The sequence below is a fragment of the Hydrogenophaga sp. L99 genome (genome assembly GCF_058731905.1).
The window spans coordinates 1,166,057-1,185,314 of record NZ_CM178972.1; the positions used below are offsets into that span (position 1 = coordinate 1,166,057).

Annotated in this window: 15 protein-coding genes and 3 tRNA genes; 12 read left to right on the top strand and 6 right to left on the bottom strand. The window is 62.6% G+C overall.

Features of this window, described 5'->3' with window-relative positions:
- Positions 1 to 11: 11 nt before the first annotated feature.
- A complete protein-coding gene (gene mfd, locus AC4QBL_RS05560; protein ID WP_472906435.1) occupies positions 12 to 3,494 on the bottom strand; it encodes a transcription-repair coupling factor in 3,483 nt (1,160 codons plus the stop codon).
- Between the two features lie 94 nt (positions 3,495 to 3,588).
- On the opposite strand from mfd, the gene ispD reads away from it, so the two are divergent.
- Positions 3,589 to 4,311, top strand: coding sequence for a 2-C-methyl-D-erythritol 4-phosphate cytidylyltransferase (ispD, locus tag AC4QBL_RS05565; RefSeq protein ID WP_472906434.1), 723 nt, complete (start codon positions 3,589 to 3,591; stop codon positions 4,309 to 4,311).
- The gene (gene ispF, locus AC4QBL_RS05570) at positions 4,308 to 4,811 is read left to right on the top strand and encodes a 2-C-methyl-D-erythritol 2,4-cyclodiphosphate synthase (RefSeq protein ID WP_472906433.1); all 504 of its coding nucleotides are present in this window, start codon (positions 4,308 to 4,310) and stop codon (positions 4,809 to 4,811) included. Before ispD ends, ispF begins: the two co-directional genes overlap by 4 nt.
- A gap of 16 nt (positions 4,812 to 4,827) precedes the next feature.
- On the opposite strand, the gene AC4QBL_RS05575 is transcribed toward ispF, so the two are convergent.
- Both AC4QBL_RS05575 and ompR read right to left on the bottom strand, forming a co-directional pair.
- Complete coding sequence (locus tag AC4QBL_RS05575) at positions 4,828 to 6,231, bottom strand: sensor histidine kinase (RefSeq protein WP_472906432.1); 1,404 nt, start codon at positions 6,229 to 6,231, stop codon at positions 4,828 to 4,830.
- Positions 6,231 to 6,962 carry an osmolarity response regulator transcription factor OmpR gene (ompR, locus tag AC4QBL_RS05580; protein WP_472899060.1) on the bottom strand — a complete coding sequence of 244 codons (732 nt, stop codon included), beginning with the start codon at positions 6,960 to 6,962 and terminating at the stop codon, positions 6,231 to 6,233. The genes AC4QBL_RS05575 and ompR overlap by 1 nt, the downstream gene beginning before the upstream one ends.
- Before the next feature lie 168 nt (positions 6,963 to 7,130).
- On the opposite strand from ompR, the gene AC4QBL_RS05585 reads away from it, so the two are divergent.
- Together AC4QBL_RS05585 and AC4QBL_RS05590 are read left to right on the top strand one after the other, a co-directional pair.
- Entirely contained in the window at positions 7,131 to 7,418 is a 288-nt protein-coding gene (locus AC4QBL_RS05585) for a hypothetical protein (protein ID WP_472906431.1), read from the top strand.
- A gap of 3 nt (positions 7,419 to 7,421) precedes the next feature.
- Entirely contained in the window at positions 7,422 to 8,162 is a 741-nt protein-coding gene (locus AC4QBL_RS05590) for an SIMPL domain-containing protein (RefSeq protein ID WP_472906430.1), read from the top strand.
- Between the two features lie 99 nt (positions 8,163 to 8,261).
- Here the strand turns inward: AC4QBL_RS05590 and AC4QBL_RS05595 are convergent, their stop codons facing one another.
- Positions 8,262 to 9,032: a 3-hydroxybutyrate dehydrogenase gene (locus tag AC4QBL_RS05595; protein WP_472906429.1), complete on the bottom strand. Its 771-nt coding sequence runs from the start codon at positions 9,030 to 9,032 to the stop codon at positions 8,262 to 8,264.
- Between the two features lie 78 nt (positions 9,033 to 9,110).
- Here AC4QBL_RS05595 and AC4QBL_RS05600 point away from each other — a divergent pair, with 78 nt between their 5' ends.
- From AC4QBL_RS05600 to rimO, 5 genes are all read left to right on the top strand, one after another.
- The gene (locus AC4QBL_RS05600) at positions 9,111 to 10,034 is read left to right on the top strand and encodes an alpha/beta fold hydrolase (RefSeq protein WP_472906428.1); all 924 of its coding nucleotides are present in this window, start codon (positions 9,111 to 9,113) and stop codon (positions 10,032 to 10,034) included.
- A gap of 21 nt (positions 10,035 to 10,055) precedes the next feature.
- Entirely contained in the window at positions 10,056 to 12,380 is a 2,325-nt protein-coding gene (locus AC4QBL_RS05605; protein ID WP_472906427.1) for a RelA/SpoT family protein, read from the top strand.
- Between the two features lie 61 nt (positions 12,381 to 12,441).
- Positions 12,442 to 12,518: transfer RNA gene (locus tag AC4QBL_RS05610), tRNA-Val, on the top strand.
- Positions 12,519 to 12,758: 240 nt separating this feature from the next.
- A complete protein-coding gene (phaR, locus tag AC4QBL_RS05615) occupies positions 12,759 to 13,301 on the top strand; it encodes a polyhydroxyalkanoate synthesis repressor PhaR (RefSeq protein WP_472899066.1) in 543 nt (180 codons plus the stop codon).
- A 57-nt stretch (positions 13,302 to 13,358) separates the two neighbouring features.
- Positions 13,359 to 14,744, top strand: a complete 1,386-nt coding sequence (gene rimO, locus AC4QBL_RS05620) for a 30S ribosomal protein S12 methylthiotransferase RimO (protein WP_472899067.1) — start codon at positions 13,359 to 13,361, stop codon at positions 14,742 to 14,744.
- A gap of 174 nt (positions 14,745 to 14,918) precedes the next feature.
- Here the strand turns inward: rimO and AC4QBL_RS05625 are convergent.
- Both AC4QBL_RS05625 and AC4QBL_RS05630 read right to left on the bottom strand, forming a co-directional pair.
- Positions 14,919 to 15,003 (bottom strand) — tRNA-Leu (locus AC4QBL_RS05625).
- 167 nt (positions 15,004 to 15,170) lie between these two features.
- A tRNA-Leu gene (locus tag AC4QBL_RS05630) sits at positions 15,171 to 15,255 on the bottom strand.
- A gap of 47 nt (positions 15,256 to 15,302) precedes the next feature.
- Here AC4QBL_RS05630 and rnr point away from each other — a divergent pair.
- The 3 genes from rnr (at position 15,303) to AC4QBL_RS05645 (ending at position 19,253) form a co-directional block, all read left to right on the top strand.
- Positions 15,303 to 17,597, top strand: coding sequence for a ribonuclease R (rnr, locus tag AC4QBL_RS05635; RefSeq protein ID WP_472906426.1), 2,295 nt, complete (start codon positions 15,303 to 15,305; stop codon positions 17,595 to 17,597).
- An 18-nt stretch (positions 17,598 to 17,615) separates the two neighbouring features.
- A complete protein-coding gene (locus AC4QBL_RS05640; RefSeq protein ID WP_472906425.1) occupies positions 17,616 to 18,596 on the top strand; it encodes a gamma-glutamyl-gamma-aminobutyrate hydrolase family protein in 981 nt (326 codons plus the stop codon).
- Between the two features lie 105 nt (positions 18,597 to 18,701).
- Complete coding sequence (locus tag AC4QBL_RS05645) at positions 18,702 to 19,253, top strand: YggT family protein (RefSeq protein ID WP_472899070.1); 552 nt, start codon at positions 18,702 to 18,704, stop codon at positions 19,251 to 19,253.
- Positions 19,254 to 19,258: the final 5 nt, after the last annotated feature.

The following is a 19,258-nucleotide window of genomic DNA, read 5'->3' on the forward strand; positions in this document are numbered from 1 at the left end:
TCGTTTGGCGCTCAGGCCATTTCGGGTTTTTTGATGGGTTGGCCCAGGCTGCGCAGCACATCGCGCACCAATTGCACGCGGTCTTTCACCTCGGGCAAGGCGCGCTCGATGCGCAGCTTTTCGTTGCCCGCCAGTTTGATATGGCGGTTCTTCTGGATCAGTTCGATGATGCGCATGGGCTCCACCGGCGGGTTGGCTTTGAAGGTGATGTTCGTCACGCCGGGCGCGGCGTCCACCTTGATCACGCCGTAGGGCGCGCTCAGCACGCGCAGGCGGTGCACGTCAATCAGCGTTTGCGCCTGCGGAGGTAGTTTGCCAAAGCGGTCCACGATTTCTTCCAGCAGCGCGTCCACCTGGTCGGCGGTTTTGGCGGTGGCCAGCTTTTTGTAAAAACTCAGGCGCAGGTGCACGTCGCCGCAGTAGTCGCTGGGCAGCAGGGCAGGGGCGTGCAGGTTGATGTCGGTGGTGACGCTGAGCGGGCTCAGCAGGTCGGGCTCGCGCCCGGCTTTGAGGCTGGCCACGGCCTCGTTCAGCATCTCGTTGTAGAGCTGAAAGCCCACCTCCAGCATGTTGCCGCTCTGGTTTTCGCCCAGCACCTCGCCGGCGCCGCGAATCTCCAGGTCGTGCATGGCCAGGTAGAAGCCGCTGCCGAGTTCTTCCATCTGCTGGATCGCATCCAACCGCTGCGCGGCCTGCTTGGTCAGGCCCTCAATGTCGGGCACCATGAGGTAGGCGTAGGCCTGGTGGTGGCTGCGGCCCACGCGGCCGCGCAGCTGGTGCAGCTGGGCCAGGCCAAACTTGTCGGCCCGGCTCATGACGATGGTGTTGGCCGTGGGCACGTCGATGCCGGTTTCGATGATGGTTGAACACAGCAGCAGGTTGTAGCGCTGCGCCACAAAGTCGCGCATCACGCGCTCCAGATCGCGCTCGGGCATCTGGCCGTGGGCGATGGCAATGCGCGCTTCCGGCAAGATTTCTTCCAGCTTCTGCTTGCGGTTCTCGATCGTGTCGACCTCGTTGTGCAAGAAGTACACCTGCCCGCCGCGCTTGAGCTCGCGCAGCACCGCTTCGCGGATCACGCCGTTGTTTTCGCTGCGCACAAAGGTCTTGATGGCCAAGCGGCGCTGCGGCGCAGTGGCGATGACCGACAGATCGCGCAGGCCTTCCAGCGCCATGCCCAGCGTGCGCGGGATGGGCGTGGCGGTGAGCGTGAGCACGTCCACCTCGGCGCGCAGGGCTTTCATCTGCTCCTTGTGGCGCACGCCAAAGCGGTGTTCTTCGTCAATGATGAGCAGGCCCAGATTGTGAAACTTGGTCGATTCGCTCAGCAGCTTGTGTGTGCCCACGACGATGTCCACCGTGCCGTCGGCAATGCCCTTGATGGCTGCGGTGATCTCTTTGCCCGAGCGAAAGCGCGACACCTCGGCCACCTTCACCGGCCATTTGGCGAAGCGGTCTACCAGCGTCTGGTAATGTTGCTCGGCCAAGAGCGTGGTGGGCGCCAGAAACGCCACCTGCCGCCCGCCGGTGACGGCCACAAATGCGGCGCGCAGCGCCACCTCGGTCTTGCCAAAGCCCACATCGCCACACACCAGCCGGTCCATGGGGCGCGGGCTGATCATGTCCTGTATGACGGCGTGGATCGCGCCGCGCTGGTCGGCGGTTTCTTCAAAGCCGAAGTCGTTGGCAAAAATTTCGTAGTCTTGTGCCGAGAAGCGGAACGCATGGCCCTGGCGCGCCGCGCGGCGGGCGTAAATGTTGAGCAGTTCGGCGGCGGCGTCGCGCACCTGCTCGGCGGCTTTGCGTTTGGCCTTGTCCCACTGGCCGCTGCCCAGGCGGTGCAGCGGTGCTTCGTCGGCGCTCACGCCGGTGTAGCGGCCAATCAGTTGCAGCTGGCTTACTGGCACATAGAGCACGGCTTTGTCGGCGTATTCCAGGTGCAAAAATTCCATCAGCGCGGGCGAGCCGTCGGGGTTTTTCTCGCCCATGTCCATCTCGACCAGGCCGCGGTAGCGGCCAATGCCGTGGGCGTTGTGCACCACCGGGTCGCCTACGTTGAGCTCGCTCAGGTCCTTGATGAGCGCGTCCACATCGCTGACCTGCTCCTGCTTTTTGCGCCGGCGCGTGGTGGGGCCGGCGGCAAACAGCTCGGTTTCAGTGACTAAGTCGATGCCTTGTTCGAGCGAGCAAAAGCCGACCGTGAGAGCCGCCGTGGCGATGCCCATCTTTTCGTCGCTGGCCTGAAATTCAGCGAGCGAGTCGAACCCGGGCGGGTTGACGCCGCTGGCGCGCAAAAAGTCCAGCAGGCTTTCGCGCCGGCCATCGCTCTCGGCCAGCAACAGCACGCGGTGCGCGGTGTTGCGGATGTGGCCTTGCAGCCGTGAGAGCGGGTCTTCGGCCCCGCGCACCACCGACAAGTCGCCCAGCTTCTGCGCGAAGGCGTTGTCGGCCACGTCTTGCAGCGCTGGCCGCAGGGCCAGTTGCGCGTGCGCGTTGGCCTCGGTATAGAACCGTTCGGCCGACAGAAACAGGCTCTCGGGCGGTAGCGCCGGGCGCTCGGGGTCGCCCTTGACGAGGCGGTAGCGGTCTTGCGTGTCTTGCCAGAAACGCTGGAACGCGGGCTCCAGGTCGCCGTGCAGCACCACGGTGGCCGCTTCACCCAGGTAATCGAACACGGTGGCTGTATCTTCAAAAAACAGCGGCAGGTAGTACTCAATACCGGCGGTGGCCACACCGTTGCCCATGTCTTTGTAGATGCGGCTCTTGGTCGGGTCGCCGTCCAGCAGCTCGCGCCAGCGGCTGCGAAATTTGGCGCGGGCCGCGTCGTCCATCGGAAATTCACGCCCGGGCAGCAGCCGCACCTCGGGCACCGGGTACAGGCTGCGCTGGCTGTCCGGGTCAAAAGTGCGGATGCTGTCGATCTCGTCGTCAAACAAGTCCACCCGGTACGGCACCAGCGAGCCCATGGGGAACAGGTCGATCAAGCCGCCGCGCACGGCATATTCGCCCGGGCTCACCACCTGCGTCACATGCTGGTAGCCCGCCAGCGTGAGCTGGCCTTTGAGCTTGGCTTCGTCCAGTTTTTGCCTGACCTTGAAGTGAAAGGTGTAGCCGGCCAGAAAAGCTGGCGGCGCCAGCCGGTACAGCGCGGTCGTGGCGGGCACCAGCACCACGTCGGCACCGGTTTCCTTGTCATGCTGTGAAATACGCCACAGCGTGGCCAGGCGCTCTGAAATCAGGTCCTGGTGCGGCGAAAAGCTGTCGTAGGGCAGCGTTTCCCAGTCGGGGAACAGCGCGCAGCGCAAGGCGGGCGCAAAAAACGCCATTTCCTCAATCAGCCGCTGGGCATCGGTGGCATCGGCGGTGACGATGGCGGTGAGCCGCCCGGCGGCTTTTTCGCGCGTGGCGATCTGGGCCAGCAACAAGGCGTCGGCCGAGCCGCTGGGGCGTGGCAGGGTGAAGCGTTTGCCGGGGTTGAGTTTGGGAAGATCCATGGGGGGCTCGGTGGCGGTGCCAGACATGACAAACACCCCCAGCCAGCGAAGGCGGGGGGTGAAGAGCACTTGATTTTAGAATGCACGCACCGCCATGCCCGACGCCAGCACCCAATCCCCCCAAACCAACGCGCCCCGCTGCTTTGCCTTGCTGCCCTGTGCCGGCTCAGGCGCGCGCGCGGGCACCGCCACGCCCAAGCAATACCAGCCGTTGGCAGGCTTGCCGCTGGTGCTGCACACGCTGGCAGCCTTGCAGGCGGTGCCTCGTGTGGCGGGCTGCATGGTGGTGGTGGCACCGGGCGACCGGTTTTTGAGCCTGGACCACCCCGACGTGCAGGTGCTGCCCTGCGGCGCCAGCAGCCGCGCGGGCAGTGTCTTCAACGGTTTGCAGGCGCTGCTGGCGCAGGGCGCAGCGCCCGACGACTGGGTGCTGGTGCACGACGCCGCGCGTTGCCTGGTGACACCGCAGCAAGTGAACGCCTTGCTCGACGCATGCTGGGACGACCCGGTGGGCGGCCTGCTGGCGCTCAAGTTGCCCGACACACTGAAGGTGGAGGCCAACGGGCGCGTGGCCGCTACGGTGGACCGTTCGGACAAATGGCTGGCCCAGACCCCGCAGATGTTCCGTGTGGGTGCCTTGCACGCAGCCTTGGCTGCCACCGAAGCGCAGGGCTTCGCGGGCGTGACTGACGAAGCCAGTGCCATGGAAATGGCCGGTCAACACCCCATGCTGGTAGCGGGCAGCGCCCAAAATTTCAAAGTCACTTACCCGGAAGACTTTGCCCTGGCCGAGGCCATTTTGAAAAGCCGCTCATGAACGCTCCAGCATTTCCTTTTCGTATCGGTGAGGGGTGGGACGTGCACGCCCTGGTGCCCGGGCGCCCACTCATCATCGGTGGCGTGCATATTGCGCACAGCATGGGTCTGCTCGGCCATTCCGATGCCGACGTGCTGCTGCATGCCATCACCGACGCACTGCTGGGCGCCGCAGGCCTGGGTGATATTGGGCGCCATTTTCCGGACACCGACGAGCGCTTCAAGGGCGCCGATTCGAGCGTGCTGCTCGCCGAGGCGGCACGGCGCGTTCGCGCGGTCGGGTTTGACATTGGCAACGTGGACAGCACCGTGATCGCCCAGGCGCCCAAGCTGGCGCCCCACATCGGCGCCATGTGTGAAAGCATTGCCCGCACGCTCGGTGTGGCGGTGGTGCAGGTCAATGTGAAGGCCAAAACCGCTGAAAAGCTCGGTCCGGTAGGGCAGGGCCTGTCCATTGAAGCCCGGGCGGCGGTGTTGCTCAGGGTAGTGGCTGGCGGCTGACGGCGGCGCGCACCGCTCAGGCAGCCGCTTTCACCAGTTTCATGTGAGCCGCCAGACCGCCGGTGCTGCTGTTGGCCAGCGCAAAACGCCCGCCCATGCGGGCAATGGCGCGGTCCACAATGGCCAGTCCAAGGCCCGTGCCCGTGGCCGATGTGCGCGACACGTCGCCGCGGAAGAAGGGTTGCGTCAGTTGTTCCAGCATCTCGGGCGCCACGCCCTGGCCGTGGTCGCGCAGCTTGACGAGCACAAAGTCGTCTTTCGCCTTGGCGGCGATTTCGACTCGGGCGATGCCGGTCTCCGGGTCTTTGCCGTAGCGCTGGGCGTTCTCCAGCAGGTTGGAAAACACGCGCTGCAGCTCCACTGCGTCGCCCATCACGATGGTGTCCGGTGGAATGTTCACGCTGACCCGTGTGTTGGCGTCCGAGCCCAGCGCAAACACCGCTGCGTCCACCACCTGGTTCAGGCTGACCTCCTGGGGCTGTAGGTGGTCGGGGCGGGCGTAGTCCAGAAACTTGTCGATGATGGCGTTGACCTGCTCAATGTCAGCGGCCATGTGCTCGCGTGCCTGCGGGTCGGCCACACTCAGCTCGGTTTCGAGCCGCAGGCGCGCCAAAGGGGTGCGCAAATCGTGCGAAATGCCGGCAAGCATGAGGGCGCGGTCTTGCTCGATCTTGCTCAGGCGCTGGGCCATGCGGTTGAAGCCGATGTTCACCTCGCGTATCTCGCTGGTTGCCACGGCCTCGTTGAGCTGGCTGGCGTTGAAGTCGCCTTCGCGCACACGGCTGGCCGCAAAGGAGAGCTTTTTCAGGGGGTGGTTGATCAGCCGCGCGATCAGTGCTGCACCGGCGAGCGACAGCAGCGCGGCCGTGCCCAGCCAGATCAGCCAGGTGGTGCCCGCCACCGGGCCAATGCGCGAGGGATCGGTCAACAGCCAGTAGGGGTCGCCGTCAATCGTGAAGCCAATCCAGAGACCCGGCGTGCCGTTCACTTCGCGGGCCACCACCGTGTCAGTGCCCAGCCGCAGCCTCAACCGCTCGCTCACGTTGCGGCTCAGTGAGTCCACGTCGTACAAGCGGTAGGTGTCGCTGGGTTCCCGCGGTGCAATGCGCAAACCCTCTTCGTCGGCCAGGGTCTTGACCAGCGAGACACGGGCAATCGAGTCAGAGTGCACCAGCGCCGCACGGCTCAGGTTGACCAACGAGGCCAGCTGCTGCGCGCTTTGCAATGCACGCGGTTCGTATTCGAGGGCACGAAACGTCTGAAGCCACGCGATGATGCAGCCAACCAGCAGCACGGCCAGAAAGAAAAAGGTTCGCCAGAAGAGGCTCATGCCCCGCCGTGGACGGATCTCCAGCGGCGCAGGCGCGGTTTCCAGCGCTGTGGGTTGGGTTTCAAACGGAACGCGCGATTCGTCGGACATCAGTTGTTTCCGTCCGGCACAAACACGTAACCCACACCCCAAACCGTTTGCAGGTAGCGCGGTGAGGCGGCGTCTTCCTCGATGAGTTTGCGCAGGCGCGACACCTGTACGTCCAGGCTGCGGTCAAACGGCTCGAATTCGCGTCCGCGCGCCAGTTGCGCCAGCTTCTCGCGCGAAAGCGGCTGGCGGGGGTGGCGCACCAGGGCCTTGAGCATGGCGAATTCGCCGGTGGTCAGGGGCAGGTCCACGCCGTCTTTGCGCAGGGTGCGCAGGCTCAGGTCAAATTCAAACGGGCCAAACTTCACCACCTCCTGGTCTTGCGACGGCGCGCCCGGCACCTCGGTGGGGGGGCGGCGGCGCAGCACCGCGTGGATGCGCGCCAGCAGCTCCCGCGGGTTGAAGGGTTTGCCCAGGTAGTCGTCGGCGCCCACTTCCAGGCCCACGATGCGGTCCACGTCCTCGCTCTTGGCGGTGAGCATGATGATGGGTGTGCGGTCCCCGTTGGCGCGCAGCCGCCGGCAGATGGACAGCCCGTCTTCGCCGGGCATCATCAGGTCGAGCACGATCAGGTCCACGGTGTCGCGTTGCAGCACCCGGTTCAGGGCCTTGCCGTCTTCCGCCAGCATCACCTCGAAACCTTCCTGCATCAGGTAACGGCGCAAGAGGTCGCGAATACGAACATCGTCATCGACGACCAGAACCTTGTTGGGACGGGCATTGGTTTGTGACATGGCAACAACTCCGAAAATGTAACAAACGCGATTGTGGCAGCGCCAAGTGCTTGTCAGCACACGTTTTTTATTTTCCTGACACGCTGTTACAGATGTTGCCACCTGGTGCCTGCCACTTCACAGAGCACACATCACACAATGGGTGAAACATGCATACTTGAGCACACCATGAAGCTGAACCTGACGGGCGGAATTTTGTTTTTGATGCTGGGAACAGCGGCTGCTGGCCCGACGGACGACCACAAGCTGCGCGATCCGCTGGAGGCGGCCGCAGTGGTGATGCCCATTTCCATTGACGGCAACGAGTCGCGCACCTTGCACCTGCGAGACGCGCTGCGTCAGCCCTTTGACAGCGTGGACGATCCCTTCAAGCCTTACCGGCTTTCCGCCGAAGAGCGCCAGCGCATGCGCGAACAACTCCGCAGCCAGTCCTCTCACGCCAACCACAAAAAATAGTCCATGACCCTGACACACCGTTCCATTGCTTTCTTTCCTGTCCAGCGTTCGTTGCTTGTGCTGACCTTGCTGGGCGCGTCAGCCTTGGCCCAGGCACAAACCAGCGCAGTGCCACCACCGGCCAATGTGGTGCAGCTCTCGGCCAGCGGTTTCAAGGAAGTTCAGCAGGACTGGCTTTCGATGAGCCTGAACACGACCAAAGAAGGCCCCGACGCAGGCACCGTGCAAAACCAGCTCAAGGTGGCACTGGATGCGGCACTGGCGGTGGCCAAGTCGGCGGCGGTGCCCCAGCAGCTGGAAGTGCGCACCGGGCAGTTCAGCTTGTATCCCCGCTACAGCAGCAGCGGCAAGATCAATGGCTGGCAAGGCAGCACCGAGTTGGTCCTGGAAGGCCGTGATTTCGCCCGCATCAGCGCCACCGCCGGCAAGATCCAGTCCCTGACCATGGGCAACGTGGGGTTCAGTTTGTCGCGCGAGGCGCAACAGGCGCTGGAATCCGACGTGCAGGCCATGGCCATCGAGCGTTTTCAGCGGCGTGCCACTGAGATTGCCAAAGGCTTTGGATTCACCGCTTACTCGCTGCGGGAAATCGCCGTCAGTTCAGCCGACCAGGGCGGCGGTTATGTGCGCCCGCGGGTGATGGCGATGGAGGCCAAGGCCGCCATGTCAGACGCTCCCATTGCGGTGGAAGCCGGCAAAAGCATGGTCAATGTGACCGTGTCCGGCAGCATCCAACTGCGCTGACCTGTCCAATGCCGCGCCTGCCAGCAGGGCGCCCGCGCAGGACAAAAGCAAAAGGCCCGCATTGCGGGCCTTTTGCATGGCGAACCCCAGCGCAGTCAATTACTGCGCGACCCAGCCGCCATCCATGTTCCAGGCCACGCCGCGCACATTGGCTGCGGCAGGTGAGCAGAAAAATACGGCCAGCTCGCCCAGTTCTTCCGGTGTGGTGAACTGCATGGAAGGCTCTTTTTCGCCCAGCAGCACCTTTTTGGCGTCGTCGTTCGACGCGCCCAGCGCGGCCGCTTTGGCGTCCACCTGTTTTTGAACCAGGGGCGTCAGCACCCAGCCAGGGCAAATGGCATTGCAGGTGACGCCCGAGGTGGCGTTTTCCAGCGCTGTGACTTTGGTCAGACCGACCACGCCGTGCTTGGCCGCCACGTAGGCCGATTTCTCCGCCGAGCCCACCAGTCCGTGCACCGAGGCCACATTGATGATGCGTCCCCAGTTGGCTGCCTGCATGGCGGGCAGTGCCAAGCGCGTGGCATGAAAGGCGCTGGTGAGGTTGATGGCGATGATGGCGTCCCAGCGCGCCACGGGAAAGTCTTCAATGCGCGCCACGTGTTGAATGCCGGCGTTGTTCACCAAGATGTCCACCTGGCCAAACTCGGCTGCGGCAAAGGCCATCATGGCCTCAATTTCCTCGGGCTTGCTCATGTCAGCACCGTGGTAAGCCACCTTGGCGCCCAGGGCGGCGATCTCGGACTTGGGGCCTTCCACGTCGCCAAAACCATTCAGAACAATGTTGGCACCCTGGCGCGCCAGCGCCTTGGCAATGCCCAGTCCAATTCCGCTGGTCGATCCGGTGACGAGGGCCGTTTTGTTCGAAAGCATGGCGGGAACTCCAGTTCAATTACGATAGGTTGAAAGACAGTCGAAGCATTATCACGGAGCCCGGGGAAGGATCGATCCATGCAGCAACCTACACGCCATTTTCTGCCCGTCAGCGGCCCCGCCGCGTGCAGCGGTGGCCCCCGCCGCATGGCCTATTGGGACTGGCCAGCGCTGCCTGCGGCAGACCGCCGCCGTGTGGTCATTTGTGTGCACGGGCTCTCGCGCCAGGGACGCGACTTCGACGCACTGGCGCAGGCGCTGCAGCCGCACACCCGGGTGCTGGCCGTGGACGTGGCCGGTCGGGGTGAAAGCGACTGGCTGGCCGATCCCATGGCCTACCAGGTGGGTACTTACGCCGCTGACCTGGCTGCCTTGGTGCTCAAGCTCCGGGCTGAGCAGCCTGAGACGGTGATTGACTGGGTGGGCACCAGCATGGGCGGGCTGATTGGCATGGCGTTGGCGGCGCAGCCAGCGCTGGGTTTGCGTCGGCTGGTGCTGAACGACGTGGGCCCCGTCATCCAGTGGGAAGCGCTGCAGCGCATCGGTGCTTACCTTGGGCTCAATCCATCGTTTGCAACCGAGCAGGAAGCGGTGGACTACTTGGCCTCCATTTCCCCCGGTTTTGGACCGCACACGCCGGCGCAGTGGCTGGCGCTATCGCGTCCCATGCTGCGCGAGCGACACAGCCGTTGGTGGCTGCATTACGACCCGGCCATCGCCGTGCCGTTCAAGGCGCTGGTGGGCATGGCCGATGAAGCCGCTGCTCGGCAAGCCGTGCGCGACGGCGAAGCCGCGCTTTGGGAGCTTTACGATGCCATCTCGGCACGCACCCTGTTGTTGCGTGGTGCCGAATCGGATCTGCTCACCCGGGATACCGCAGCCCAGATGGCCAGCCGGGGGCCGCGCGCACGCTGTATTGAATTCGCCCACGTGGGCCATGCCCCAACACTCGTGGCCCTCGACCAGATCGCCGCCGTTCAAGAATTTTTGGAGGCGCCCTGACCGGCTGCCTTGTGACCGTCCATGAAGCGTTCTTCTGCCTCTCCACCGCCTGACGCGGTGCCACTGCCCTCAGCGCCCTCGGGCCACGCCGTGATGCCCTCGGCCATCGTGGCCGCTACCTCGGACAGCTTGCCGCACCAGGCGCAAGCGTTGTCCCGTGCGCGGGCCTTTGCCGAGCCCTTGCTGGCTTCCGAGCAGCTCGATACGGGCGAAAACATCTTGGCGCACGCCGATGCCGTGGCCGCGATCCTGAATGACATTGGCGGTTCTGAAGCCATGCAGGCAGCTTCCTATCTGGTCTACGCCTGCCAGCACCTGAACCGCCCACAAGAAGTGATTGCCAAGGCCTTTGGTGACAACTTTGCGGCCCTGGCGGTTGAAACCACCAAGCTGGTCCAGTTGCAGCGCCAGGCCAGGGTGAAAACCGCCCAGGTGCAAGCCAAGAAAGAAGAGGAACGACAGGCGGCACAAGACCAGGCGCTGCCTCTCGTGTCGCCTGGCAAAACCCCGGTGTCCGAGCTGGCGGCCAGCCAGACGGAAAACGTGCGCAAGATGCTGCTGGCTTTCTCGCGCGACCTGCGCGTGGTCATGTTGCGCCTGGCCTCCCGGCTCCAAACGCTGCGTTACTTTGCCGCGAGCAAAGGCGACCCGGGCGAGGCCATGGCCAGCGAGTCGTTGCATGTGTTCGCGCCGCTGGCCAATCGACTGGGCATTTGGCAGATCAAGTGGGAAATGGAAGACCTGGCCTTCCGTTTTCTGGAACCCCAAACCTACAAGCAGGTTGCCCGCCTGCTGGACGAAAAGCGTGCCGAGCGCGAAACGCACGTCGAGCAGGTGCGCCTGCAACTGGAGCAAGACTTGCTGCAGCAAGGCGTCACAGCATCCGTGCAGGGGCGGCCCAAACACATTTACAGCATCGTGAAGAAGATGCGGGGCAAGTCGCTCGATTTTGACCAGGTGTTTGACATTCGCGCCCTGCGCGTGGTGGTGCCGCAGGTGGACGACTGCTACGCGGTACTGGCCTTGGTCCACGCCCAGTTCACGCCAGTTACGGAGGAGTTTGACGACTACATCGCCAAGCCGAAACCCAATGGCTACCAGTCGCTGCACACCGTGGTGCGCGACGACCAGGGCCGGGCGTTTGAGATCCAGATTCGCACCCAGGCCATGCACGACCATGCCGAACACGGTGTGGCCGCCCACTGGGCCTACAAAGAGGCGGGCTCCAAGGGCTACGCTGGCGTGTCGGCCAGCTCCGAATACGACGCCAAAATTGCGGTGCTGCGCCAGCTGCTGGCCTGGGAGCGCGACCTGAGCGGCACCGGGCAGGGTTTGTTTGATGACCGCATCTACGTCCTCACGCCCGACGCCGCGATCGTCGAGCTACCCCAGGGCGCCACCGCGGTGGACTTTGCTTACACCGTGCACACCAGCCTTGGCCACCGCTGCCGGGGCGCCCGGGTTGACGGCGCTATGGTCACGCTGAACACGCCGTTGCAAAACGGGCAGACCGTGGAGATCACGGCAGCGAAAGAGGGCGGCCCTTCGCGCGACTGGCTCAACGCCGATCTTGGCTACCTGGTCAGCCACAGGGCCAAAAGCAAGGTGCGTGCCTGGTTCAACGCGCAGGCCATGGAGGAAACCGTCGCCCGTGGACGCGAGGCCGTGGAAAAGCTGTTGCAGCGCGAGGGCAAAACCGCGCTGAAGCTGGACGATCTTGCCGTCTCCATGGGGCTCACATCGGCTCAGGAGCTGTTTGAGCAAGTCGGCAAAGACGAGCTGTCTGTGCGCGCCATCGAGACCCATCTGCGCCCAGCCGAACCCGCCGCGGCATTGGAAGAGGTGCCTCCCTGGCTGAAGAAGCCGCGCAAACAGCCCAGCCGCTCACCCGGTGGTGTGCTGGTGGTGGGGGTGGACTCGCTCATGACGCAATTGGCCAAGTGCTGCAAGCCGGCACCACCCGACGACATCGGCGGCTTCGTGACGCGAGGCAAAGGGGTCAGTATTCACCGCGCCGATTGCACCGATTTCGCGCACTTGCAGCGCAAATCGCCTGACCGAGTGATCGACGTGCAATGGGGCGGATCTGGCAGCACCAGCCGTGGTGAGGGCGCTTATTACCCGGTTGATGTCGCGGTAGAAGCGCTGGACCGTCAAGGCCTGCTGCGCGACATTTCCGATGTGTTTGCCCGCGAAAAAATGAACGTGATTGGTGTGCAGACCCAATCGGTCAAGGGGATCGCCTGGATGACCTTCACCATTGAAGTGGCAGACGCGCGCCAAGTGGCTCGGGCCATGTCGGTGGTGGGCGACGTGCCTGGCGTTCGGGTGGTTCGGCGCAAATGAAGTTGCCGTCTTGAGAAGACGATCGAAACACTGCTATAATTTGAGACTTCGAACGGTTTGTAGGCGCGTAGCTCAGCTGGTTAGAGCACCACCTTGACATGGTGGGGGTCGTTGGTTCGAGTCCAATCGCGCCTACCAAAATGCCCTTGTAATTCATTGAGTTACAAGGGCATTTTGCTTTCTGGGGTTTGGCTAAATCCCCGGTGCTGTTTTTTCACGCGCGATCTGACGTTGTACAGCGCTGAGTGCATGGCCAGCCGGCCCGTTCTCCGGCATCGGGAAAACCCATGAAGCGGTTGTCAGCTTCGGTTTTTAGAATGTGCCGTATCCTTTGCCCCGTCGACGGGCTCTGAACCGTCCCATTCTGAAAGATTTTTCGTGCAAAAAAACAAGGCCGAGGCCGGCTCTTCTCCTGCAGGCGTGGTGCGGGTGATCAAAAAATACCCGAACCGCCGTCTGTACGACACCGACACCTCGTCCTACATCACCTTGGCCGAGGTCAAGTCGTTGGTCATGGACAACGAGCTCTTTGTGGTGCGCGATGCCAAGACCAACGATGACCTGACGCGCAGCATCCTGTTGCAGATCATTCTGGAAGAGGAAACCGCAGGCGTGCCGATCTTTACCGAGCAGGTGTTGGCCAACATCATTCGCTTCTATGGTCATGCCATGCAAGACTTCATGGGGGCGTATCTGGAGAAAAACGTCCAGATATTCATGGACCTGCAGCACAAGATGACCGAGCAGTCCAGCGGCTTGAACCCGGAAGCCTGGAAGCAGTTCATGAATGTGCAGTCGCCCATGATGCAGGGGATGATGGGTACTTACATGGAGCAGTCGCGCACCGCTTTCACGCAAATGCAGGAGCAGATGCAAAAGAACAGCGAACAAATGATGGCTGCCCTGGGTTTGAAGCGGTAGATGGCCGCTGCGCCCTGGCGGCGTGTGCGGTTGCGGGCAGTCTGAGACAATTGGTCCATGAATGAAACTGTTGCCACACCGGGCGCTGCCGCGCCGAAAGTCGGTTTTGTCAGTCTGGGCTGCCCCAAAGCGCTGACCGACTCCGAACTCATCCTGACCCAGCTGAGCGCTGAGGGCTATCAAACCTCCAAAACGTTTGCCGGCGCCGATCTGGTGATCGTCAACACGTGTGGCTTCATTGACGATGCTGTCCGCGAAAGTCTGGACACCATTGGCGAGGCCCTGGCCGAAAATGGCAAGGTGATCGTGACGGGTTGTCTGGGTGCCCGCACCGGCGACGACGGCGATAACCTGGTGCGCAAAATGCACCCCAGTGTGTTGGCCGTCACGGGTCCGCACGCCACGCACGAGGTCATGACGGCGGTGCACCTGCACCTGCCCAAGCCGCATGATCCGTTTGTGGACCTGGTTCCGGCCCAGGGTATCAAGCTGACGCCGCGCCACTACGCCTATTTGAAGATCAGCGAGGGCTGTAACCACCGCTGCACTTTTTGCATCATCCCGTCCATGCGGGGTGATTTGGTGAGTCGGCCCGTTGGCGATGTGCTGACCGAGGCGCGCAAGCTCTTTGAAGCGGGCGTCAAAGAGTTGCTGGTGGTCAGTCAGGACACGTCTGCTTATGGCGTGGACATGCAATACCGCACCGGTTTTTGGGATGGAAAACCGGTCAAAACGCGCATGCTGGACTTGGTGCGTTCCCTGGGCGAGTTGGCCAAGGGCTATGGTGCCTGGGTGCGCTTGCATTACGTGTATCCCTACCCGCATGTGGACGAGATCATTCCGCTCATGGCGGAAGGTTTGTGCCTGCCGTATCTGGATGTGCCCTTGCAACACAGCCACCCCGATGTGCTCAAGCGCATGAAGCGGCCGGCCAGTGGCGAGAAGAACCTGGAGCGCATTGCACGTTGGCGGGAGTTGTGTCCTGAAATCGTGGTTCGCAGCACGTTCATCGCGGGTTTTCCCGGCGAGACCGAGGCGGAGTTTCAACACCTGCTTGATTTTGTGCAGGAGGCGCAGATTGACCGTGCAGGCTGCTTCGCTTTCTCTCCGGTACAGGGGGCTGCCGCCAATGCCTTGGACAACCCGGTTCCCAGCGAAGTCCGTGAAGAGCGCCGAGCACGTTTCATGGCGGTGGCAGAAGCGGTTTCGGCGGAAAAATTGCGTCAGCGCGTGGGCGCGACCATGCAAGTGCTGGTTGATTCGGCCCCAGGTCTGGGTAAAAAAGGTGGCGTGGGCCGCAGTTATGCCGATGCCCCTGAAATTGACGGCCTGGTGCGTTTGCTGCCGCCAGAGAAAATCAGCAAGACGCTGAAAGTAGGGGAGTTCACCAAGGCGCGCATCGTGGCTGCCGAGGGCCATGATCTGCTGGCGGTACCGTTCTGATTGGGGGCTTTGCGCGCTTCACCGGTGTTCTGATGGCTGGCCGTCAGGACACCGCCCTTTATGACGTTTTGCCTTCGACGAGGCAGCCTGATGTCAGGGTCGCTCAGGTTGCTTCATGCCGTTTTCCCAAAGAAAAAGGGCTTGCCAACACGTGTCAGCAAGCCCTCAAATCTTTGGTGCCCAAGAGAGGACTCGAACCTCCACGCCTCTCAGCGCTAGTACCTGAAACTAGTGCGTCTACCAATTCCGCCACCTGGGCATCTCAGGAAGTTTTGAATTATACGGTGATTTTTCCTGTTTTCGAAAGGGTGCTGCAGATTTGGGTGCTTGCACACGTCGCTACACGCTTATTGAGCATTCAGGTTGTTTCGCGAGTGCAAAAGAAAAAGGCTTGCCAACTTTTACGTCGGCAAGCCTTTATGATTGTGGTGCCCAAGAGAGGACTCGAACCTCCACGCCTCTCGGCGCTAGTACCTGAAACTAGTGCGTCTACCAATTTCGCCACCTGGGCATCTCAGGAAACCATTAGTATAGCATTTAAATATTTCCAAAAAAATAGTGAACGAAAAGAACAGCCTGTTGGCCGAATTTGAAGGTGTGGTTTCTGGGCATCGCGATGGACACGGTTTCGTTGTCCGAGACGATGGGCAGGCCGACATCTACCTTCCCTCCAACGAAATGCGTGCCGTCCTGCACAAGGACCGCGTCAAGGCGCGCATCGTGCGCCTTGATCGCAAGGGCCGCCCCGAGGGTCGAGTGACCGAGATTGTTGAACGCTCTAACTCTCCCATCATCGGCCGTCTGTTGCAAGAAAGCGGCGTCTGGCTGGTGGCGCCTGAAGACAAGCGTTACGGCCAGGACGTTTTGATCCCAAAAGGGGCGATTGGCTCTGCCCATGCTGGTCAGGTCGTCGTGGTCGAACTGACCGAACCACCCGCGCTCTATGGGCAGCCGGTGGGTCGCGTGAAAGAAGTGCTCGGTGACATCGACGACCCGGGCATGGAAATTGAAATCGCGGTGCGCAAATACGACGTGCCCCATGAGTTTTCCGACGCCGCGCTCGCCCAGGCGCGCAGCTTGCCCGACCACGTGCGTGCTGCGGATCACTTGCACCGTGTTGATTTGCGCGACGTGCCCCTGGTGACCATCGACGGCGAGGATGCGCGCGACTTTGACGATGCTGTGTACTGCGAACCGGCCAAAGTGGGGCGTGGCAAAGGATGGCGTTTGCTGGTGGCGATTGCGGATGTGAGCCATTACGTGGAAACCGGGTCGGCGATCGACGTGGACGCCTACGACCGTGCCACTTCCGTTTACTTCCCGCGCCGCGTGATTCCCATGCTGCCCGAGAAGCTGTCCAATGGTTTGTGTTCATTGAACCCGGGCGTTGAGCGGCTTTGCATGGTGTGCGACATGCTGGTGAACGCCAAAGGTGAAATCCACGCGTACCAGTTTTATCCGGCTGTGATGTTCAGTCATGCCCGGTTCACCTACACCGAGGTGGCCGCTATTTTGCAAAACACCCGGGGGCCGGAGGCGGCTCAGCGCAAGGCGCTGGTGCCGTACCTGGTGAATCTGCACGATGTCTACCGTGCCTTGTTGGTGGCGCGCCAGGTGCGTGGTGCGGTGGACTTCGAAACGGTGGAAACCCAGATCGTGTGTGACGATTCGGGCCGCATTGAAAAGATCATCCCGCGCACCCGCAACGATGCCCACAAGCTGATTGAAGAAGCCATGCTGGCGGCCAACGTGTGTTCGGCCGACTTCATTGGCGAGGGCAAGCACACCGGACTCTTCCGGGTGCACGAAGGTCCCACGCCCGAGAAGCAGGACATTCTGCGCAACTATCTCAAGGCGATGGGTGTAACGCAGACCATCAGCGACAACCCGCACCCGTCGGAGTTTCAGAAGATCGCGAGTGCCACCAAAGACCGCCCCGAGTCTCAGCAGATTCACACCATGTTGCTGCGTTCCATGCAGCAGGCCATCTACACGCCGCTCAACCAGGGCCACTTTGGCTTGGCCTTTGACGCCTACACCCACTTCACCAGCCCGATCCGGCGCTATCCTGACTTGTTGGTGCACCGCGTCATCAAGGCCATCTTGGCGGGCAAGCGCTACCAGTTGCCGGTGTTGCCGACCCCGGGTGAGGCGCATGCCAAATTGAGCAAGCGCCTGGCCAGCCGTGTCAAGCCGCCGGTGGCGGGCGAGCCGGTGAAAAAGCCTTCGGTCGATACGCTGGCGTGGCAAGCAGCCGGGTTGCATTGCAGCGCAAACGAACGCCGTGCAGACGAGGCCAGCCGTGATGTGGAAGCCTGGCTCAAGTGCAAATACATGCGCGAGCATCTGGGCGAAGAGTTCAGTGGCGTGGTGACGTCGGTGACGAGCTTCGGCCTGTTTGTCACGCTGGACGCGATGTATGTCGAAGGCTTGGTGCACATCACCGAGCTCGGTGGTGAGTACTTCCGGTTCGACGAAGCGCGCCAGGAGTTGCGTGGGGAACGCACCGGTATCCGCTATGCACTGGGTTCGCGGGTGCAGGTGCAGGTCAGCCGCGTGGATTTGGATGGGCGCCGTATCGACTTCAGATTGGTCACCGACAACGACGACGTGGTGTTGCGTGCCCTGCGCGACAAGACCGGACAGTCCGACGCGGGCGAGCCGGGTGCCGGCCGCTCAAGCAAGCCCCGCCGTGGTGGCAACAACGAATCTACTGCGCCAGGGCGAACAGGTGCCGCCAAATTGCCTCCCGCCTTGGAGGTGAAAGCTTCGGTGCGCAAAGCGGCAGGCAAAAAAGCGGAACGCAGCGGCTCCCGGTCGGCGTCTGGCAAGCCCCGCAAGAGCCGCCGCTAGATGTGCCCGGCGAGAAGCATGGAAAGCGTCACCATACCGCCTCGCAAGCGCCGCATTTCCAAGGACGACAAGGCGGCCGGAGCACCCAGCGCATCCGTGGGGCTTGATCCACCGGCTGCGGCACCGCGCCGCAAAAAGACCCAAGCGCTCACCGAGCGCCCGCTGCGCATAGGGGTGTCGGCACGCCTGCTGTATCAGGTGCCGTCGGAGCTCGGTTTTCGCAACAAAAGCTTGCAATACATCGAGCAATCCTTGGCCCACTGGATCATGGAACATGGCGCCGTCGCGTTCATGGTGCCCGCCGTCGCACACGACAGCAAACACGCGGCGCGACACCTCAAGGTAGACCATGTGGTGCAGGAGCTGGATGCACTGGTGCTTCAAGGCGGTGCGGATGTGGCGCCGCAGACCTACGGCGAGACGCCGATTGACCCGCGCTGGCAGGGCGACGTGGTGCGCGACCGATACGAACTGAGCCTGCTGCGCGCCTTTCTCGCGCAAAAAAAGCCCGTGCTGGGCGTGTGCCGTGGGGCGCAGTTGCTGAATGTGGCGTTTGGTGGCACCTTGTACCAGGACATCGCGACCCAGTGCCTCGCAGCGCATCCGCATGTGGACACCGAGCTGTACGATCAGTTGGAGCACGATGTGACGTTTCTGCAAGGCAGCGCACTGACGGCGTTGTACCCCACCTCGTCGCAGTTGCGCGTTACCAGCATCCACCACCAGGCGGTTGCTGTCTTGGGAAAAGGTGTGGAGGTAGAAGCCGTTTCCACGCTGGATGGGCTGGTGGAAGCCATACGCTGGACCGGTGATGCCTATGCACGGGGCGTGCAATGGCACCCGGAGTTTCACCACGACCGACATGCGCTGGCCGACAGTTCGCCCATCATGCTGGACTTTCTTCAGGCTTCGCGGGCCGCGGCCCTGGAGCGTTTGGCCGCAGGGCTGGAGCCCGATCCCCGGGTGCCCCGGGCACCCTTGCTGCTGGTGGGGGCCTAAATACCCGTTTTCTGCCCTGAAGCGCACCCTCTAAACTCGGGGTGGTCTGTTCGCTGGCGCGCTCAAGCGCCAGATGTCCTTTTTTGAATCCCCACAGGAACCTGCATGCGCGTTGTTTTTTTCCTGCTCGATACCTTCTTTTTTTTCCTGGTCGCGGCGGCGCTGTTGCGTGCCTGGATGAACCACCATCGCATCCACATGTCGGCCCAGCCGGGTCGTCTGGTGATTGCTGTGACCGATTGGCTGGTCGCGCCAGTGCGCCGTATTCTGCCGCGCAGCCTGGCACAAAGCCGCATGGACTGGGGCAGCCTGATGGCTGCGGTGCTGTTTGCCCTGGCTTACGGCGGCTTGTGGTTGATGCTGGCCGCCACACTCACGCCGGTAGAGGCTTCGCCAGCCGCGATGCTGCTGGCCATTCCCACCCTGGCGATCAAACTTCTGCTGCGCACCTTGCTGCAGGGTCTGATGATGCTCTTGCTGGCCTACGCCGTGTTGTCGTGGGTGCAGCCGCACTCGCCGGTGCTGGGCACTTTGGACCGTCTTTGTGCGCCCGTGCTGCGGCCGGTGCGCCGCATCGTGCCCACGGTGGGCGGGGTGGACCTGTCCGTGCTGGTGTTGATCATCGTCATGCAGGTCGGCTTGATGTTGCTCGGCTGAGCCAG

Bases quoted from the DNA above. Each gene is read 5' to 3' on its own strand.
- AC4QBL_RS05600 (WP_472906428.1), top strand. From the start codon at position 9,111: ATGCAGCAACCTACACGCCATTTTCTGCCCGTCAGCGGCCCCGCCGCG.
- ompR (WP_472899060.1), bottom strand. From the start codon at position 6,962: ATGTCACAAACCAATGCCCGTCCCAACAAGGTTCTGGTCGTCGATGAC.
- AC4QBL_RS05595 (WP_472906429.1), bottom strand. From the start codon at position 9,032: ATGCTTTCGAACAAAACGGCCCTCGTCACCGGATCGACCAGCGGAATT.
- AC4QBL_RS05645 (WP_472899070.1), top strand. From the start codon at position 18,702: ATGCGCGTTGTTTTTTTCCTGCTCGATACCTTCTTTTTTTTCCTGGTC.
- AC4QBL_RS05585 (WP_472906431.1), top strand. From the start codon at position 7,131: ATGAAGCTGAACCTGACGGGCGGAATTTTGTTTTTGATGCTGGGAACA.
- AC4QBL_RS05590 (WP_472906430.1), top strand. From the start codon at position 7,422: ATGACCCTGACACACCGTTCCATTGCTTTCTTTCCTGTCCAGCGTTCG.
- AC4QBL_RS05605 (WP_472906427.1), top strand. From the start codon at position 10,056: ATGAAGCGTTCTTCTGCCTCTCCACCGCCTGACGCGGTGCCACTGCCC.
- ispD (WP_472906434.1), top strand. From the start codon at position 3,589: ATGCCCGACGCCAGCACCCAATCCCCCCAAACCAACGCGCCCCGCTGC.
- AC4QBL_RS05640 (WP_472906425.1), top strand. From the start codon at position 17,616: ATGGAAAGCGTCACCATACCGCCTCGCAAGCGCCGCATTTCCAAGGAC.
- AC4QBL_RS05575 (WP_472906432.1), bottom strand. From the start codon at position 6,231: ATGTCCGACGAATCGCGCGTTCCGTTTGAAACCCAACCCACAGCGCTG.
- mfd (WP_472906435.1), bottom strand. From the start codon at position 3,494: ATGGATCTTCCCAAACTCAACCCCGGCAAACGCTTCACCCTGCCACGC.
- rimO (WP_472899067.1), top strand. From the start codon at position 13,359: ATGAATGAAACTGTTGCCACACCGGGCGCTGCCGCGCCGAAAGTCGGT.
- ispF (WP_472906433.1), top strand. From the start codon at position 4,308: ATGAACGCTCCAGCATTTCCTTTTCGTATCGGTGAGGGGTGGGACGTG.